The 16,502-nt window shown below is 33.0% G+C and carries 17 protein-coding genes; 8 read left to right on the top strand and 9 right to left on the bottom strand.

Annotated features, from left to right (window positions below; all coding sequences use genetic code 11):
* The first annotated feature begins 148 nt into the window (after positions 1 to 148).
* Together DNU06_RS03935 and DNU06_RS03940 are read left to right on the top strand one after the other, a co-directional pair.
* Positions 149 to 1,987 (top strand): T9SS type A sorting domain-containing protein, encoded by a 1,839-nt coding sequence (locus DNU06_RS03935; RefSeq protein ID WP_111061928.1) that lies wholly within the window; start codon positions 149 to 151, stop codon positions 1,985 to 1,987.
* Between the two features lie 231 nt (positions 1,988 to 2,218).
* Positions 2,219 to 2,380, top strand: a complete 162-nt coding sequence (locus DNU06_RS03940; RefSeq protein ID WP_111061929.1) for a DUF1328 family protein — start codon at positions 2,219 to 2,221, stop codon at positions 2,378 to 2,380.
* A gap of 155 nt (positions 2,381 to 2,535) precedes the next feature.
* On the opposite strand, the gene DNU06_RS03945 is transcribed toward DNU06_RS03940, so the two are convergent.
* Positions 2,536 to 3,645 carry a methyltransferase gene (locus tag DNU06_RS03945; protein ID WP_111061930.1) on the bottom strand — a complete coding sequence of 370 codons (1,110 nt, stop codon included), beginning with the start codon at positions 3,643 to 3,645 and terminating at the stop codon, positions 2,536 to 2,538.
* Positions 3,646 to 4,019: 374 nt separating this feature from the next.
* Between DNU06_RS03945 and DNU06_RS03950 the strand changes: the two genes are divergently transcribed.
* Positions 4,020 to 5,171: an MFS transporter gene (locus tag DNU06_RS03950; protein WP_111061931.1), complete on the top strand. Its 1,152-nt coding sequence runs from the start codon at positions 4,020 to 4,022 to the stop codon at positions 5,169 to 5,171.
* Positions 5,172 to 5,189: 18 nt separating this feature from the next.
* Here DNU06_RS03950 and DNU06_RS03955 read toward each other — a convergent pair whose 3' ends face one another.
* From DNU06_RS03955 to DNU06_RS03990, 8 genes are all read right to left on the bottom strand, one after another.
* Positions 5,190 to 5,639, bottom strand: coding sequence for a hemerythrin domain-containing protein (locus DNU06_RS03955; protein WP_111061932.1), 450 nt, complete (start codon positions 5,637 to 5,639; stop codon positions 5,190 to 5,192).
* A gap of 83 nt (positions 5,640 to 5,722) precedes the next feature.
* Positions 5,723 to 6,148, bottom strand: coding sequence for a lipocalin family protein (locus DNU06_RS03960; protein WP_146239141.1), 426 nt, complete (start codon positions 6,146 to 6,148; stop codon positions 5,723 to 5,725).
* Positions 6,149 to 6,312: 164 nt separating this feature from the next.
* A complete protein-coding gene (locus DNU06_RS03965) occupies positions 6,313 to 7,701 on the bottom strand; it encodes a sigma-54-dependent transcriptional regulator (protein WP_111061934.1) in 1,389 nt (462 codons plus the stop codon).
* A 32-nt stretch (positions 7,702 to 7,733) separates the two neighbouring features.
* Complete coding sequence (locus tag DNU06_RS03970; protein WP_111061935.1) at positions 7,734 to 8,111, bottom strand: response regulator; 378 nt, start codon at positions 8,109 to 8,111, stop codon at positions 7,734 to 7,736.
* A 21-nt stretch (positions 8,112 to 8,132) separates the two neighbouring features.
* The gene (locus tag DNU06_RS03975; protein ID WP_111061936.1) at positions 8,133 to 9,152 is read right to left on the bottom strand and encodes an AI-2E family transporter; all 1,020 of its coding nucleotides are present in this window, start codon (positions 9,150 to 9,152) and stop codon (positions 8,133 to 8,135) included.
* An 18-nt stretch (positions 9,153 to 9,170) separates the two neighbouring features.
* On the bottom strand, positions 9,171 to 9,359 hold the full coding sequence (locus tag DNU06_RS03980) for a hypothetical protein (RefSeq protein ID WP_111061937.1): 189 nt from the start codon (positions 9,357 to 9,359) through the stop codon (positions 9,171 to 9,173).
* A gap of 2 nt (positions 9,360 to 9,361) precedes the next feature.
* The gene (locus DNU06_RS03985; protein WP_111061938.1) at positions 9,362 to 9,715 is read right to left on the bottom strand and encodes a phage holin family protein; all 354 of its coding nucleotides are present in this window, start codon (positions 9,713 to 9,715) and stop codon (positions 9,362 to 9,364) included.
* A gap of 2 nt (positions 9,716 to 9,717) precedes the next feature.
* The gene (locus DNU06_RS03990) at positions 9,718 to 10,014 is read right to left on the bottom strand and encodes a YtxH domain-containing protein (RefSeq protein WP_111061939.1); all 297 of its coding nucleotides are present in this window, start codon (positions 10,012 to 10,014) and stop codon (positions 9,718 to 9,720) included.
* Between the two features lie 262 nt (positions 10,015 to 10,276).
* Here DNU06_RS03990 and DNU06_RS03995 point away from each other — a divergent pair, with 262 nt between their 5' ends.
* The 5 genes from DNU06_RS03995 to DNU06_RS04015 all read left to right on the top strand — a co-directional run bounded on the left by DNU06_RS03995 (position 10,277) and on the right by DNU06_RS04015 (position 16,404).
* On the top strand, positions 10,277 to 11,707 hold the full coding sequence (locus DNU06_RS03995; protein ID WP_111061940.1) for an ATP-binding protein: 1,431 nt from the start codon (positions 10,277 to 10,279) through the stop codon (positions 11,705 to 11,707).
* Positions 11,708 to 11,826: 119 nt separating this feature from the next.
* Complete coding sequence (locus tag DNU06_RS04000) at positions 11,827 to 12,708, top strand: mechanosensitive ion channel family protein (RefSeq protein WP_111061941.1); 882 nt, start codon at positions 11,827 to 11,829, stop codon at positions 12,706 to 12,708.
* 116 nt (positions 12,709 to 12,824) lie between these two features.
* Positions 12,825 to 13,745 (top strand): SUMF1/EgtB/PvdO family nonheme iron enzyme, encoded by a 921-nt coding sequence (locus DNU06_RS04005; protein ID WP_111061942.1) that lies wholly within the window; start codon positions 12,825 to 12,827, stop codon positions 13,743 to 13,745.
* Between the two features lie 210 nt (positions 13,746 to 13,955).
* Positions 13,956 to 15,497, top strand: a complete 1,542-nt coding sequence (locus DNU06_RS04010; RefSeq protein WP_111061943.1) for a histidine kinase dimerization/phosphoacceptor domain -containing protein — start codon at positions 13,956 to 13,958, stop codon at positions 15,495 to 15,497.
* A gap of 118 nt (positions 15,498 to 15,615) precedes the next feature.
* A complete protein-coding gene (locus tag DNU06_RS04015; RefSeq protein WP_111061944.1) occupies positions 15,616 to 16,404 on the top strand; it encodes a PP2C family protein-serine/threonine phosphatase in 789 nt (262 codons plus the stop codon).
* The last annotated feature ends 98 nt before the right edge of the window (positions 16,405 to 16,502 follow it).

Here is a 16,502-nt window from a genome sequence, read left to right on the forward strand (position 1 = left end):
ATTATTCTTTTGTTCGTTATTTATTGGATGCACTTTTTCACCAATCCAATGATGATAAATAGGCACCTAGCTACCTACTCTATTCTCAACTATTTTGTACTTTTGAGCATCCCCGCATGTATATAGCATAGAATTAAAAGTCTAAAATATGAAATTGGTTATATTTATTTCATTGGTCCTCTTTTTTGCGGATTCAGGTAGTAGTCAAACTGGTCCGGGAGGTGTTGGTAATTCTACCAATAATGGTTTATGGTTAAAAGCTGATGATATTCTTCAATTAAACAATACAGCTGTGAGTTTATGGACTGATTTTTCGGGTAACAACAATGACGCAAAACAGAATTCAACTACAACACAACCTATATTCTTAACAAGTAGCAGTATAAATGGTATGCCCATTGTGCGTTTGGATGGTATAGATGATGAAATGGCTGTAGCTGATTCTCCTATTTTAGATGGTAATAGCGGTATTACCTATTACAGCGTAATACGACCCAATAATTTAGATGGGGAACCACGTGGTATACTAGGTAAAAGAATCACCTTTACGATTGATACTGAATATGCATACACTTGGTTTTTCTTTGATGGCAATAGGATAAATTTAGATGTGAACACACAAAACAATCGGTTTAATAGTGCACCAAGTGCTTATGCCAATGGGACTAATTACATACTTGGATGGGACTATGACGGCACACGTGCAACAAATTTACGCTGCAGATTGAGGGATGGAAGCACTGTTGTAAAAGTAGCTGCGGAATCAGGTGCAATAATGTCGGCAAGTAACCAAGACCTAGCAATAGGTGCTTTAAATGTAAATTATGGCCAATATTTAGGAGCAGACTATGCCGAAATAATTCACTTTAACCACTCTTTAGATTCTTTGGATCATTTATTAGTCCAAAATTACTTATCCGCAAAATATGATATAGCTATTACCCATAATGATTTATATGACGAGGACGACGCTGCCAATGGAGATTATGATTTTGATGTAGCAGGTATTGGAAGAATATCTCTAAGTGAAATAAACACAGAAGCCCAAGGTTCTGGAATTGTTCGCATACTAAACCCTACCGATCTAGATAATAATGAATTTATGATTTGGGGCCACAACAATGGCATTACACAAGCAAATGAAATTGTAGACATACCAACTTCCCTCGAAGCACGATCAGAACGTGTTTGGAGAGTAAGTGAGGTAAATGGCGGTAAGAGCGCTATTGATGTTGGCGCAGTGGATATTCGCTTTGACTTAACGGGACTAGGCCCCGTAACTGCTTCTGATTTAAGATTATTAGTAGATAGCGACAATGACGGTACATTTGCAGATGAAAATCCTATTTTAGGTGCAACTTTGGTAAGTGGTAATGTTTATCAATTTTCAGCGGTAAGCGCTATTCAAAATAATTTAAGGTTTACGATAGGAACCATTAATGTTTCCCAAACCCCTTTACCAATTACCTTAACTAAATTCACAGCAGACTTAATTAATGAAAATTTAGTCGCCTTAAACTGGCAAACTGCATCAGAAATTAATAACGATTATTTTACCCTAGAAAGATCCAGTAACGGTGCAGACTGGAATAGCTTTGAAAAAGTAAAAGGTGCTGGTAATTCTAGTACAACCATAAATTATGAAGCATTGGATAAAACTCCTTTCCCTGGGATATCCTACTACCGTCTTAAGCAGACTGATTTTAACGGGAATAATATATATTCCGAGAGTATAAGTGTGCTAATAAATACTGAAAACGATATTCATTTGTTTCCAAACCCGACCACTTACCTCCTTACAATTACTGGTAATGCCCAGGAACTTTCTGTGATTAACATCTACAATATGTTGGGACAAGATGTAACCAATCACATTCAAAAAACAGTGAAATCTGGGGCTGAAATACAACTTGATTTGTCGGAACTGGAGACAGGAATTTATTATATCAAAACCAAATCAAAGAGTAGTAAAGTAGTAAAAGAATAAGATACCTTTAAACTATTGCTTTTTGTTGGTGCAATGTACCGTACTTACTTTTTTAGTATTCCTGGATTTCCCTTTGATTTTGAGAGCTTTTCTGTGTAAAAAAGCCCCAACAATGGGTATACTTTTACATATACCTCATCAAAAAATAAAGATAAACACATGGTTTAATAGCAGTTACTTCCAAAGGCTTTATTTTTGTAATGCTTAAGATGAACTTTAAAAACAAAAATTATGTTTAGATTATCCATTACATTATTCATTGTCGCCATATTAGCAGGTATATTCGGTTTTGGTGGCATAGCTGCCAGTGCTGCAGGTGCTGCCAAAATTGTATTTTATATTGCAATTGTTTTATTTATTATCAGCCTTTTAATGGGTGGTTTTAAAAAATAACAAAATTCAATCAACTATTAAGCAACTACTTCTCCCTTTTTATTTTTCCCAAAATTGGCTATTTTTTTTTTCAACTTGGGAAAAATAATTTGGAAAGAACATGCTTATTACCAATGCAAAAAAAAATTCGAGAATGGCTACATTACCCCTAATAATTACAGGGTTTTTAAGTCATTATGTGTCAAAACCCAAAGCTCCACAGCCTCATTCTCTCTCCAATTTTGATCTCTTTTAGTTTTATCAGAAGCAGCTTTCACTGCTCTTTTCAAGCATTTTTCCAATTTAAATCTTTTACCATTCGCTAGTTCTTCTGCTATTGGATGTATTTCTGTGACATGGGTAATTTGCGCTAAATTTGAGAAAATGACCAACAATTTACCATCCGGTAAAAGTCTCTCTTTTGCATTTTTGAAAAAATCCGGAAATAAATTTTGGTCATAATAAATCGCCTGATCAATGCTTTCAAGTTCGTGTGATTCAGGTATCCAAGGGGGGTTAAATACAATCAACTCTGTTTGTTTCTCAAATCTACCGAAAAGATGACCGAAATCCAATTCCAATTTTCTGGATAATTTAGTAGTCCCCATAAACTCCTTTAAGCCAACAATAGCATTCGGGTTGGTATCTGTTCCAAATACTTTTTGAAAGCCATGTTTTATCATTTGAAAAGCAAGTACACCACTACCTACCCCAATATCAATGGCCGTTTTTTTTGGTCCTTCATAGCGCTTTAACCAATTATCGAAAAGAATTAAATGGTCAAAACGCGTAGGGAAATAAGTACCATAATATGGGTGTAATTTATTACGTAAAACAGGCACCGTAACACCATTAAGGTACCATTGCCAAGCACTGTTTAGACCTTGCACTTGCGGGAATGGCAGCACAAAGTTTTTTGTATTCGGATACAATTTTTCAAACCATCCGATAATAGGTGCCTTTTTCGCGTGTAATTGATGGTTTTTTATTTCTATTAAAATTAAATTTGAAAGGGTACGAAAGGCATTCCGATAAGCCCTTTGCTCCAAAAAAGTTTTATTGGGTAGCTTTTTGCTCAAGTGCTCTTGTAATTCTTTTAACAAGCCCAAGCCATTACTATAATTTCCTGTAATCATTATTTGATGACCATTTTCCAAACTAGCAATTGCTAGTTCAAAGTCTGTGTTCGCTTTAAGCAAACGAATGTCTTTTCCAATTTCAACACAAATTGGCTTATGAAGAATTAGATCTTTTATTCCTTCTGGAATTTGATTTGGCACTGCCATGTTATACTAAGTTAAGACGAATTGCAGTTTAATGAAGATAGCAAGGCGAAGGATGATTAAAGCGATTGGTAAGCACATTCCATCAGTCATTCATTAACTTGACTACTGGTGTTTTATAAATCAAAATAAGGACTTTATTTAAAAGAACCTTAGCCATTCGCTATACTGCCACGAAGGGATAAATCATATCCACAGATTAATAATTCTGGGACAAAGATACTTTAAAATAAAAAGACAGCAGTTGAAACAGTCTAAACAAAAAATTAGAAACATTGTTATTTAGAATATGACCTGCTTCAATCTTTAATAATTATATTTGGACAAGAAGAAAAATGTAGGCTTTAATCCATACACCAACACTTGTAATTTGAGCAATGAATTCAAATAAAAACATTTATATTATTACAGGTATTTTATTTCTGATAACTGCGGCTGTTAATTTAGAAATGCCTCTTTTTAAACAATATGCGGACAATGAAAACTTTGGTGTTGGCATGGTTGGTTTTGCTTTTGCCTCTTACATTGGAGGTCTAGTTCCTTCCGCTTTGTTATTGGGTGGTTTATCAGATAGAATTGGAAAGAAAAAAGTATTGTTAATCGCTTTATTGCTCTCTACTACTTCAGTATTAATCATGATTATTTACCCGCATATTTATGCTTTGTTTTATGCAAGAATTTTAGTAGGTAGTGCCGTCGCATTATCTATTTCAACTGGTAGTAGTTACCTCTCGGAGATGTTTGTAACCAACAAAGAGACTAATGCATCACTGCTTGTTGTAATTGCCACTAGTTTTGGATTTGGTGGGGGCGCATTATTTACGAGTATTGTTTTAGTATATGTTTCTACTTTAATTCCGATCACCTATTGGATTGTCTTGTCCCTTTCAATTCTTTGGTTATTTTTAACTTTAACCTTACCGGAAACAGAAACAGACCGCACAAAAAAAATAATTCAATTGCCTTTATTTCCAAAAGGTGCCTTTCAATATAATTTTTCAATTGCTCTTTTCTGGGCAGCAACTGGTGTAGTAATTTCTATTATTCCATCCCAAATAGCAAAATTTAATTTGGGTGCTTGGAGTGGTTTATCCTTATTTTTAATCAATGGTTCTGGTGCTATGTTCCTTCCTATAGCAAAACGAATTCCAATAAAGCAATCCATGACCATTGCCTACATATTACTACCAACCGGATTAACCTTACTTACTATTGGCAGTATATACGGGTTTTTAAGTTTAATTCTAATCGGCTGTTCCATTATTGGGGTTGTTTGTTATGGATTTGGATACTACGGTACCCTTGCCGGCGTTTCAAACTTAAATCCTACTGAAAAACCTAGAGTTGTATCTGGGTATATCATGATAGGATACTTAGGCTTTGGTATACCAGGAGTAATAATGGGTGTAGCTGCCGATAAGTATGGGATAGAAATATCCTTGATCGTTTATTTAATATTAACGAGTATTTTAATCGCTTTTTTAATGCGTTATCAAGCAAAAAAAAACCAGCCGATAGCGCTGGTTTAATATGATGACATGCATTTATCAAGCAACGCGATTGGCATTTATATAGTCGAGATAAGCAATGCCTAAATCTTCTTTTTTATTTTCAGTCAGTACTTTACCTGCCAGTTGAAAAATCTCATGTTCTTCTTCCTTTAAATGGTGCTTTACTTCATGGGCCAAATCTTTGGCCAGTTTTAACCAATGCGCAGAACTCATTTCAGTGGAATCCATTTTTTCAATTAATTCGTCCATTTCATGGTGTTCAGCAATACCATGCCGTGCTTTTTCTTGTGTTAAATCGGCTGCAATAAGTGGCTTGTAAAAAAATCGCTCTTCAGCATTGGCATGGATGGCCAGTTCGTGTTTTAATTTGTTGAAAATTAATTTTCTTTCCTCAGACTCTCCTGTTGTTTCAACTAATTTTGAAACAAGGTCTCTTTGAATATCATGGTCTTTTCTTAAGGTATTAAATATGCTTGTATTTTTCATTTTATAGTAGGTTTAATTGTTTGTATTATAGGATAACACCATCCGCCCAATAAACTAGGGCGAATGGCGTAAAAAAAGGCTTATTATTTACTGATCAAATGTAATTCATCTTCTCCCCCTTGCTCTCTAATCCACATTTCATCCTCTTTCAATCTTAAGATTTGATAAGACCTGTCGGCATCATCATTTTCGAAATCGAGTATTAAGGTTTCTTCACTGTCTTCAAATTTCCAGGTACCATCTGTTTCATAGTTAAAAGTGAAACTGCCAAATGAATATGCTGCTTTTAATTCTGCATTCCCATCTTCTGTAGTAATTAATGTATATTCATCATAACTATCTGTTACATCTTCCCCGTCATTATAAGCTTGTTCAATCATCCATGTATTTGCTACTCTTGCTTTTTTACTCTGTAAAGAAAATGCTGGTCCATCTTCATATTTTTTACAAGATGTTAAGCCAATTGTTGTCATTAATCCTAAAGCCAATACTAATTTTGTAGTTTTCATATATTTTTTGTTTTTTCGTTTGGTAATAATAATGCAGACATCTTGCCAACAGACATACAAACACATAAAACACTGAACAACATAAACGTAGACCTGTGCCAGAAAAAACAAATTTGATACATTGAGGAAATACCACCCCAGTTTGTGAAAGCCCTTTCCGGTTTTTAAGCCGGTAATAGAATATCGTAAGCCTTAATTTTATTATAGAGTGTTTTTCTATCGACTTTTAAAAGGGCTGCCGTTTTACTTTTATTGAACCCTGTTAACTTAAGCGCTTTTAAGATTGCTTTTTTTTCGGCTTCTTCAACCACTGATTTTAAATCTGTCAAATTTGACGCTGCAGTCGTAGGAGCCAAATTAATGGCTGGATTTTGAATTTCTACAGGAATATGATCTACTGTAATGGCAGTTCCTTCGCAAACTAATGCTGCCCTTTTTAATACATTTTTAAGTTCTCGAATATTGCCTGGCCAAACATACTGCTTTAAAATAACCATTACCTTTTTATCCAATTTAATTGGTGGTCGATCTAATTCATCACAGGCTTTAAGCAATAAAAAGTTACATAGGTTTTCAAGGTCATCATTCCTTTCTCTTAAACTAGGTAAAAGAATATTAAACTCATTTAACCTATAAAATAAATCTTCCCGAAATTCTCCTTTAGCTACTTTTTCCTTTAAATTTTCATTGGTCGCTACAATCACTCTGACATCAATACTTTTATCTTTCGTATCGCCAATTTTTTGGATTTTTCTTTCTTGAAGCACACGTAATAATTTAATTTGATTCTCGTAGCTTAAATTTCCAATTTCATCCAAGAATAGAGTCCCTTTATCTGCTGCTTCAAAGTGCCCAATCTTATCGGCTAAAGCGCCAGTAAAAGCACCTTTTAAGTGTCCAAAAAGCACACTCCCAGCCAATTCTTTAGGTAAGGCGCCACAATCTACGGCAATCATACCTTGTTTACTTCGTTTACTTGCTTCATGAATTCTTTTGGCTGCTACTTCTTTACCTGTACCACTTTCCCCTTCTATAACCACCGTCATATCTGTTGGTGCCACAAGTGCAATTAATTTGTTGATTTGCTTGGCACGCACGCCAGTTCCTTCCAAATAGGTCAGGCCTTTATTTTTTGATTTTTTAGGAGGAGAATTTTTTTTGGTAGATTTGGGATCAATAGCAATTACTTGTTCTTTTTTAAGCAATGCTTGTTGCACCGTGTGTAAAATTTCGTTTGGCAATATAGGTTTAATCACATATTCGAATGCGCCACGTTTCATTACATTTACTGCCATTTTCACATCTGAATAACCAGTAATGATAATGATTTCAGCAGTTGGACGGAGGATTTTAATCGACTGAATCATTTCTAATCCATCACGATCTGGCAATCTATAATCACACAATACAATATCGAAAGCCGTTTTTTTTAATAATTCCAAGCCACTTATTCCTGTGTATGCTACTTCTACTTGAAAGTTATTTTTTGAAAGAAACCTTTTCAATAATAAACAAACATCTCTATTATCGTCAATTACTAGAATTTTTGCCATGGAATTTTGCTATTTAGCACTAAAATAATAATTTAAGCAGTAGCTGCAAGGTAGCAGTTAATTATTTTTTCACTAGATAATGGTTTTGGAATAAACTCATCAATTTTCAAATCGTTTAAATGGCTCATATCTGATGGTGAAGTGTAAGCACTAATAACTGCTATATAGGGTTTTGGCTCCCCTTCTTCATGTACTTGAGAGATGAGTTCCTCTCCAGTTCCGTCATTTAATCTCATGTCAAAAAAAGCCAAATCGTATTGGGCTACTTTTAGCTTATCCAATGCTTCTTCCACACTATTACAAATATCTATTTTCGCTGCAAATTTTCGTTTTAATATGCTTTTAATTAAATAGCATATATCTACTTCGTCATCTACAATAATTATTTTTTTTATTTCTTTATTCGACATCTTTTTAGTTTTTCTTTCTAATTAAACTGAAAGTAAATTTTCCAAAGGTTTCCAACCAGGTACATATTTAGCAATAATTTTTAACAAGGCCAATATTGGTATGGTCAAAATCATTCCTACAATTCCTCCTATGGCCCCAAAAATAACAATTCCAACGATAACCATCAATGGATTAACCTCCACTTGCCCGCCCATAATTTTGGGGGTGATAAAATTACCTTCTAAAAACTGCACAACTGCAAATATACCTACAACACCTAAAGCGTACCATAAACTATCTTTAGTAAGCACTGCTATAGCGACAGGTATGGCAGCGGAAATAATAACACCAACATAAGGCACTAAAGTTAATAAGCCTGCAAGTATGCCAATAAAAATAGCGTAATCAATTCCTAGAGCCAGTAAACCAATACTGGTTAAAGTGGCCACAATCATCATCACATAACTCAATCCTTTTAAATATTGAATATAAACATGTTCTATTTCATTCAATATTTCATTTCCCATATGTTGTCTCTTATTTTCAAAACTTGTATAATAAAATTTTCGAATGGAAGATCTGGAGATCAGCATAAAAAAGATATAAATAGGACAACTTACCATAAATATTATTGCATTGTTTATGTTAATGATAGTTTCTGGAATTATGGCGATTACTTTTTCTTTAAAAGATGCAACTGCACTAAAAATATGCTCTCTGTAACTTTCCAGATTTATTGCTACCTTTTTATCAATGGCATCCACTGGATTTTCCATCACTTCTTGAACACCGAACATAGGTAATTCTTGTATTATCCCAGTTCCTTCGTATATAAATAATGAAATAATGGTTCCAACCACTATCACAAGAAGAAGTACCACTATCAAAGAAGAAGCAACCAAGGGTAATCCTATGCTTTCAAACCGCTTTACTAATGGATGTACGAACATGGCACAAAATCCACTAAATATTAATGGCATTAACACATTTCCCGCATAATAAATAGTCAGCACAATAATGCTCGTAATAATTAGAGTTCTATAAAGTCGTTTTGTCATCATACAATTGCTACTTTGGATTTATTTTTTAAACATTTTTTTATAAATTTTCACCAATACACTCCCCAAAAAAGACAAATCTTTCACATTAGAAAACAGGCTAATACTTTGCTTTTCGATAGAAAATACGTCCTCTATTTCCCCTCTATTTAAAATAGTTTTGATTTCATTAATCCGTTTAAGTTTTTGAAATTTTTCGATATTATCCATGCTTATTTTTTTTCGTAGGTAGAGAGGTAAATCCCAAATAGTAAATTTTTAATTGGTCTCAACAATAGTTTTTTGTAAAACAAGAGTAACAATACAAAAACTAAAAGATAGATTCCCATAACGATACCTGTTGCACTTAAATAATCACCCGTCAATTGCACTAGCATCATAATAGCCAGAACAGTGAACAAGGCAAGGCAAAAAGTGCCCATAATTACAATTAAAAACCAACTTAAAACTGCAGAAGAAATATTGATTGTTTTTTCTACGGTTTCCAGTCGTGCTGCTTCAATTTTAGAAGAGGCATAGTTTTCAAATTTGTTTAAAATCTTTTTTATTTTATCTGTCAGCCCCATTTTTATGATTTTTCAATTTCTGCTTGTAAGGCTTTTATTTCTGCTAACAAAGCTGCTTTAACTTCATCCTTACCTTCTACTAAACCTTCTGCTACGCGTTTTTTTAAGGAAGCTAAAATATCAGCCGGCTCAAAGGAATTTACTTTATTTTTAATTTGGTCTTTTACCTCTTCCGCTTTCCCTTTTAATAGGTCTCTTGTTTCCGTACCTTTGGCTGGTGCGAATAAAATACCTGCAATTACTCCCATTGCTACTCCTGCACCTGCTGCTAAAATTACTTTACTTGTATTACTTTCCATTTTTAGTTATTTTTAAGATTAATAATTAATTTTCGATTTAGGATGAGCAAAAAAAGTGCCTACTTAAATAACCCACTAATTAACAACACATAAAGATATCAAGCAAACCTTAAACAAACCAATTATGAGTAACTTTTACCCAAATTCATTGTAGGTTGGGGCGAGATTCACACAATTTAAGTAGAAGTATTCCGAGAATAAATCCTTTTTTTTAAAAACAAGTTTATCTTTAACTACACAAGCGAAAACGAAATTCAAATTGATGAAAAAAGTAAAATTATCGGCCCTTATTATTGAAGAAAGAGAAGAGGATTACTTATTACTCAAAAACTGCATGTCGGCACTTACTGAGTGGCAAGTTGAAACCCAATGGGCAAAAACATATGAAGAAGGTGTGGAACATTTTAAAAGTTTAAACATTGATGTCTGCTTTTTGGATACACATTTAGGTAACGAGACAGGAAGTGATTTTTTAAATGAATTGAGTCGTTTGAAAGAGCATATTCCTATTATTTTGGTGGGTACAAAAAACCAGGTTGACGAATTAATAGAAGATGATGGTGTAGATGATTTTGTAAACCGAAATACGATTTCCCCTGCGGTAATTTCAAAATCAATTAAATTTGCCACTGAAACATACAAACAGCAAGAATTATTAAGGGTAGAAAAAGAAAAGTATGTCAATTTATTCTCCAATAGTCATGAAGCTATTTTTACAGCAGACAAAAACTTTAAAGTAATTCGTTACAATGAGAGTTTTAAGAATTTGATGCAGTTAGAAAACATCCAGTCTTTTGACTTTAGAAAAATGATAATCAGTGATGATATTGAAATGTTATTTAAATCTATTTCAAAAAAAACTGGTAAAAACATACAGCGGGCAAAAATAAAAAATGGTGTTGGCAAAATTTTAGAAGTTTACATTTCTATTTCCACCATCTTATATTCAAAAGACGAAGCTAATTTCCAAGGTGTTATTCATGACATAACGGAATTAGAGATTGCAGAAGCGGAAAACATTAGAACTGAAAAATTAGAATTAATGAGTCGTATGGCTAGAATACTAGGGCATGAAGTAAGGAATCCATTATCGAATATTATGTTGGCAACGGAAGAAATGAAATTGGAATTTGGAGAAAGCGAGGATGCCAAAATGTTGTTAAACTTAGTACACAGAAATACAAAAAGAATATCTACTCTAATTGATAATTTTTTAAAAAACACAAGAAATTCAAAGATTGCCAAACAAGATATATTTATAGAAAATGCCTTAAAAAACGCCATTAACAACTGTAAAGACAGAATCACGCTTAAAAAGATCGATTTTATAAATGAAGGTTTAGCACAAGAATCAAAAATTTATGGGGATAAAGAGCAATTAACTATTGCTTTTACAAATATCATTATTAATGCCATAGAAGCGCTGGATCAAACTGAAAACCCCAAAATAATTATTGCACTAAATAGCACCTCTACAGAGGTTGAAGTAGGAATTAGTGATAATGGTATTGGAATGAGTCCTGAAGTGCAAGAAAACTTATTTACTCCTTTTTACAGTTCCAAACAAGGTGGTTTAGGTCTTGGTATGGCGAATACAAAAAACATATTTGATGTACACAAAGCTAAAGTATCCGTTGATTCTACTTCAAATGCAGGAACCCGATTTAAAATTGTATTTAAATTAAACCAATAAGTGGAAATATATTACCCATTTAACGGGTACTTTTTACACACAGCACATCATCTGAAAACAATAAACAACTATACTTCAACAACTTTAGATTAGGGCAAGATATTTTCATACCTAGTTGTATGAGAGAAGAAATAAAGATGATAGGAAGTAAATTGGATGATTGGTATGCAATGTTCATTAAAATGTTACCAAATATTTTATTGGCCATAGCGGTAAGTGTTGGGGTCTACTTCTTATCCAAAGGCATTAAAATCATATTTCAAAAATATTTATTGGCGAAATGGGACAACAAGGAATTAAAAGCAATCTTCGCCAAGGTATTACAAATAGTAATCATTTCATTTGGTTTATTATTTGCGCTGTCCATAGTTAACTTAGATAAAACAGTTACTTCTATTTTGGCAGGAGTTGGTATTGCAGGTATAGCTGTTGGTTTTGCTTTTCAGGACATAGCTGCTAACTTTATTTCGGGATTATTTATGGCTTCTAACAAGCCATTTACAATAGGAGACGTAATAGACACAGGAGCGATTTCGGGCACTGTTAAACAACTTAAACTAAGAACTACAGTAGTACGCACATTTCAAGGGAATGATGTCATTATACCAAATAATCAGATTTTTCAAAACCCTTTAATTAATTATTCCAGCAGTCCGGAAAGAAGAATAGATTTAGACGTTGGCGTTTCTTATGGTTCAAATTTAAGTCAAGTTACCCAATTAACGGTTGAAGCCATAAAGACTTTGGAAGGGATTATGCAAGATAAGCCCATTGAAGTTTTTTACAATGAATTTGGTGGATCATCCATTAACTTTACGGTAAGGTTTTGGACTGCAAATACACACGCCAGCAATTTTGTATTGTTAAAAAGTCAAGCAGTAGAAGCCATTAAAACAAAGTATGACGAACATCAAATTGATATTCCTTTTCCTATTCGAACACTAGACCTTTCTAAAAGCAAAGAAATTTTAGAAAGTTTAAACAATGAAAAAGCATCCTAATCTATTTTACATAAATAAAAGGAAGGGCAGACTAATATTTGCCTTTTTTTCATTTACATAAGTTTTTCTGTAACTTTAACAGTAATAGTTGTTCTACTTTTATTATTAAACTTTGTATGCATACATCTAAATACTTTTTTGTTACCTTCATTTTTAGTTTACTTTTTATTTCAACGACCTTAAAAAATAAGCAGAAAAACAATCCACCGCCTGGCACGCTTCAAATAAGTAATAATTTATTTATAGATAAGACAGAAATCACCAACTTCAGTTGGTTAGAATTCATGCATTGGACCCAGAAAATATTTGGTAAAAACGCGCAGGAATATCATTTTATCTTACCCGACACTACAGTTTGGTTAGATTTAGATAGCATTTACCATAACTATACTTCCACTTACTTAAGAAGTCCAAAATACAGAAATTACCCAGTAGTTGGCGTCACCTATTTACAGGCGCTCTCCTATTCCTTGTGGCGCTCGGATCGTGTGATGGAATTTACCTTAATAAAAAATAAAATAATCAAACCTAATAAATCAACTGCTGCAGATTCCACCTTCAGTATTACCAAGTATTTTAATGGCAATTATTTAGGCATGACACCAGACCCTAGGTTTATGTCTTACCCTAAATACAGTTTACCAACGCCACAACAGTATAAAATCATTCAAGAAAAATCAGACTCTATTAATCAAAAAAACTTGGCCCTATGCAAGCCTAAAACCATCAAAAAGGCTCCTTCACTTAACTGTCTTTGTCCATTGCACCAAATGGCAATATCTGAAAGCGAAATGGAAAAAAACGAAACCTTTGTGCGAAACAGTAATGGAGACTTGTGCAAAGACTTTTTTATTGCCCATTTAAAAAGTAATGTAAGCGAACTGACATTTATCCATGGTATTTTATATGGTTATAATTTTGAAAAAAGCTGTGAAAATCGCAGTAATTTACTTTGGCGGTCATCACAGTTAAAAAGTGCGACAATAGGTTTTAGAAATGTATGTTCTTACCAAACTTGGCATACAAAGCAACCATAAATAATGGCCCTAAAGATTATTTCCATAGCCATTTAGCTACATGGCTTATTTTTCTTATAAATTGCTGCATTACCGAATACTTATTTTGGGATTTTAACCTTACCGATAAATAAACAAATCATACATTTAATCTTAATAACCAAAATATTAATTGCTTAAAAGATAAAATTCATATATTTATAGACCATAACGACATAAAATCCCCACATTTTGAAATATTATTTATTTCTAATCTTGTTTTTTACTTGCTTTTTCAATTTTGGACAAAAAATTGAATTTACTGCTATAGAGAAAAATTGGATTGCAGCCCATCCTATCATTCATTTTGGTTACGTACCTGATTGGGCCCCTTATGAGTTTTATGAAAATAGCAAACATTCAGGAATCGTTAGTGAATATGTTAAAATAATATCTAAAGAAACAGGTATCACCCTTTTACCACTAATTGGCACTACATGGGAAGAAACCATTTCAGGACTAAAAAGTGGTACCATCAATATGGCTTCTAGTTGCGCCATCAATAAAGAGCGGAATAAATATTTAAAATTTACAGAACCAATCATATCTGACCCAATCATAATTGCTACTAAAATAAATGAAAATTCTATAGTAAAACTGGAGGATTTAATGAATAAAACCATTGGTTTACCCCAAGGGTTTTGGACCATTGATTTGATAGCTGAAGAATACAAAAATATTAAAATAGTAGAATACAAAACTATAAGTGAATGTTTGAGTGCCTTAAGTTTTGGAGAGATAGATGCGGTTGTCGGAAGCCTAGGCGTTATCAGTTATCAAATGAACCACAAAGGTTATACTAATTTAAAAATAGCTGGACCGAGTAATTATGACCCAGTTCAAATAGCCATGGCATTTACACCGCACTATGAAGTATTTAGGGATATTTGTCAGAAGGTAATAAAAAACATCAGTAAACAAGATAGAGCTCGAATCCGCAAAGACTGGATCTCCATTCAATACGACCATGCATTCAATTGGTCAAAAGCATTTGTTTGGCTTATCATAGCTTCCGGAGTCATCATTCTATTATTTATCTTATTTTATTTTTGGAATCGCTCTTTAACAAATCAAATTTCAGAAAAAGAAAGGGTACAAGGCGAGTTAGAAATTGCATTAAATGAAACAGAAAAACGAGAGAAAGAAAAGGAAATATTATTACAAGAAATTCACCACAGGGTGAAAAATAACTTGCAAATTATTATCAGTTTAATGCGCTTACAAGTCCGTTCCGATTTAGACGAAAAGACCAGTGCGGCCATGAATAAAACGATTGATCGCATCAAAGCTATTGCCTTGATACATGATAAAATCTATAATGCGGATAATTTGTCAAATTTCTCGACCCAAGAGTATATTGAAACCCTTGCCAATGAATTAATAGATAATTTTACTGCAGCCCAAAAAATAAAATTAGAAGTTTCAACAGCTGTTAAATACATTAACTTAAAAACCATTGTACCCATTGCCTTAATTCTAAACGAATTAATCACAAACAGTATTAAATATGGCTTAAAAGACAAGAAAACAGGTAAAATAATGATTCACCTTAAGGAAGAAAACAGCAAACTAATGATGATGTATTTCGACAATGGAAATTGGATTGAAAATAAGAATTCTAATAATTTTGGCACTTCCCTAATAGAGATTTTCACAGAGCAACTAGATGGTTTTTATGATTTAGAAAAAACGGATCACGGGACTACTTATCATTTTGAATTCGAAAATTTATAAGCAGTATAAAACGTGTTAAAATTTGGCTAATAAATGATAACATTAATTTAGTATTGGTTTAAAATTCAAAACCACATATTCTCTTTTCTTTACCATTGCTAAAAACCCCGATAAAGCAATGATAACAGAATATAAAAAATTTACAGAACCAGCTTCTGCTGAGTTAGAAACAGCAAGAACCATACAAGAAGGTTTATTACCAAAGCCTAGACATTTTCAAAGACTTTTTAATGACTCTTTCGTATTAGACATTCCGCTTAATATAATTTCGGGTGATTTTTATTGGATTGGCGCAAAAAACGACTTATCCTATGCGGTAATTGGTGACTGTACAGGACACGGTACTGCAGCCGCATTATTATCCGTATTGGCCATTAATTTATTTGAATATACCATCATGAATAAAGGTTTAAAAAAAACCTATAAAATATTACAAGAGGTAGATAAGCGTTTTATTGAAAGTTTTAAAAACATAGAAGAAGAAAACTTTGATAATCCTTGGATAGACTTATCTATTGTATGCATTGACAAGAAAAAATCGAAGCTATATTTTTCCTCTGCAAATCACAAATTAATCCATATTAGTAAACAAGCCGAAATGCAGGTTATAAAAGGCAATAAGTATCCAATTGGCGGGTGGCAAATGGAACAGAATAGAACATTTGACCCTCAAATAATTGATTATCAACCTGGAGATATTATTTTTATGGGGTCAGATGGTTTTCAAGACCAATTTGGTGGACCAAAATTTAAAAAATATAAATTAAAAAGACTCAACAACTTATTACAGTCCAACTTTAACTTACCCTTTAACCAACTAAAAACACTATTAGAATTTGAATTTAATGCTTGGAAAGGTGATAATTTTCAAGTAGATGATGTTTGTTTAATGGGTATTAAATTGTAAATTTTAGACATGACAACTGTGGCTAATCATTTGCAGGTTTAGCCTTACTTTTATTTTTGGCATAAAGGAGCTACACTTTATCCTAAATTAATCCTAAA

The sequence above is a fragment of the Putridiphycobacter roseus genome (assembly GCF_003234935.1).
GTDB classification, from domain to species: domain Bacteria; phylum Bacteroidota; class Bacteroidia; order Flavobacteriales_D; family Crocinitomicaceae; genus Putridiphycobacter; species Putridiphycobacter roseus.

Bases quoted from the DNA above. Each gene is read 5' to 3' on its own strand.
- DNU06_RS03935 (WP_111061928.1), top strand. From the start codon at position 149: ATGAAATTGGTTATATTTATTTCATTGGTCCTCTTTTTTGCGGATTCA.
- DNU06_RS03940 (WP_111061929.1), top strand. From the start codon at position 2,219: ATGTTTAGATTATCCATTACATTATTCATTGTCGCCATATTAGCAGGT.
- DNU06_RS03945 (WP_111061930.1), bottom strand. From the start codon at position 3,645: ATGGCAGTGCCAAATCAAATTCCAGAAGGAATAAAAGATCTAATTCTT.
- DNU06_RS03950 (WP_111061931.1), top strand. From the start codon at position 4,020: ATGAATTCAAATAAAAACATTTATATTATTACAGGTATTTTATTTCTG.
- DNU06_RS03955 (WP_111061932.1), bottom strand. From the start codon at position 5,639: ATGAAAAATACAAGCATATTTAATACCTTAAGAAAAGACCATGATATT.
- DNU06_RS03960 (WP_146239141.1), bottom strand. From the start codon at position 6,148: ATGAAAACTACAAAATTAGTATTGGCTTTAGGATTAATGACAACAATT.
- DNU06_RS03965 (WP_111061934.1), bottom strand. From the start codon at position 7,701: ATGGCAAAAATTCTAGTAATTGACGATAATAGAGATGTTTGTTTATTA.
- DNU06_RS03970 (WP_111061935.1), bottom strand. From the start codon at position 8,111: ATGTCGAATAAAGAAATAAAAAAAATAATTATTGTAGATGACGAAGTA.
- DNU06_RS03975 (WP_111061936.1), bottom strand. From the start codon at position 9,152: ATGATGACAAAACGACTTTATAGAACTCTAATTATTACGAGCATTATT.
- DNU06_RS03980 (WP_111061937.1), bottom strand. From the start codon at position 9,359: ATGGATAATATCGAAAAATTTCAAAAACTTAAACGGATTAATGAAATC.
- DNU06_RS03985 (WP_111061938.1), bottom strand. From the start codon at position 9,715: ATGGGGCTGACAGATAAAATAAAAAAGATTTTAAACAAATTTGAAAAC.
- DNU06_RS03990 (WP_111061939.1), bottom strand. From the start codon at position 10,014: ATGGAAAGTAATACAAGTAAAGTAATTTTAGCAGCAGGTGCAGGAGTA.
- DNU06_RS03995 (WP_111061940.1), top strand. From the start codon at position 10,277: ATGAAAAAAGTAAAATTATCGGCCCTTATTATTGAAGAAAGAGAAGAG.
- DNU06_RS04000 (WP_111061941.1), top strand. From the start codon at position 11,827: ATGAGAGAAGAAATAAAGATGATAGGAAGTAAATTGGATGATTGGTAT.
- DNU06_RS04005 (WP_111061942.1), top strand. From the start codon at position 12,825: ATGCATACATCTAAATACTTTTTTGTTACCTTCATTTTTAGTTTACTT.
- DNU06_RS04015 (WP_111061944.1), top strand. From the start codon at position 15,616: ATGATAACAGAATATAAAAAATTTACAGAACCAGCTTCTGCTGAGTTA.